The sequence below is a fragment of the Streptomyces flavofungini genome, from assembly GCF_041028215.1.
Classification (GTDB): Bacteria; Actinomycetota; Actinomycetes; order Streptomycetales; family Streptomycetaceae; genus Streptomyces; species Streptomyces flavofungini_B.
Genome location: NZ_JASKYR010001385.1, coordinates 1 through 1,063 on the forward strand (window position 1 = coordinate 1; position 1,063 = coordinate 1,063).

Annotated in this window: 1 protein-coding gene; it reads left to right on the plus strand. The window is 72.7% G+C overall.

Features of this window, described 5'->3' with window-relative positions; all coding sequences use genetic code 11:
- The first annotated feature begins 238 nt into the window (after positions 1-238).
- Positions 239-940, plus strand: coding sequence for an HAD family hydrolase (locus AB8Z36_RS41205; RefSeq protein ID WP_369218456.1), 702 nt, complete (start codon positions 239-241; stop codon positions 938-940).
- Positions 941-1,063: the final 123 nt, after the last annotated feature.

Sequence of the window (1,063 nt, forward strand, 5' to 3'; positions counted from 1 at the left end):
GTGTATGGGGATCTGTGGAGGTTTGGGGCTCGCGGGTCGAACGGGGTGCTGCCGCGTGCGCGGGGCGTTTGACCTGCGGTGTTGGCTTTTGGTGGCCATGTTTTGTACCGTGCGAGAACAAAGTGGCTCCGCCCGTATTCCCTGACCGGCGGGCGGGGCTGCCTTGATTCTTGCTCCGTGCCTCCGGGGCCTGCCGCCGGAGCGCGCGGACGTCCCCTCTGCGCTCTGGAGCCCATCCATGACGGCCACGTCCGCCGACTCAGCCGCCCCCGCCGCCCCCGCCGCCCTCGACATCGACGCAGGGGCGGTTCTCCTTGACATGGACGGCACCCTCGTCAACTCCGACGCCGTCGTCGAGCGCTGCTGGCGGCGCTGGGCCGTGCGGCACGGTCTCGACTTCGACGAGGTCATCAAGGTCGTCCACGGACGGCAGGGCTACGCGTCCATGGCGGTGCTGCTGCCGAAGCGCCCCATGGAGGAGAACCACGCGGAGAACCGCGAGATGCTCGCCGCCGAGACCGCCGACATGGAGGGCGTGGTGCCGGTGCCCGGCGCCCCCGCCTTCATGGCCGCGCTCACGGAGCTGCGGCTGCCGCACGCGCTCGTGACCTCAGCCGACGTACCGCTGTCCACCGGGCGCATGGCCGCCGCGGGCCTCGGCCTGCCGGAGGTACGGGTGACCGCGGAGAGCGTGGGCGCGAGCAAGCCGGACCCCGAGGGGTTCCTCAAGGGCGCGGCGGCGCTCGGCTTCGACCCCGCCGACTGCGTGGTCTTCGAGGACTCCGAGGCAGGCATACGTGCCGGTCAGGCCGCGGGCATGCGGGTGGTCGGCGTCGGCGCGAGGGCGGCGGCGTTCGGTCCGACCGTCCATGTCGAGGACCTGACCGGGGTACGGGTCACGGACGCCGGGGACGGCCGCATCCGGCTGACCTTCGCCTGACAGGCCAGCCAGGGCGCTCCGATCAGGGCCCTCCGAACAGGGCCCTGTGGCCAGGGCGCTCCGTGCCCTCCCAGGGTTCCCCGCGGCGCAGCCTGGAGGCGGAGACGGAGGAGCCCTGAGGGG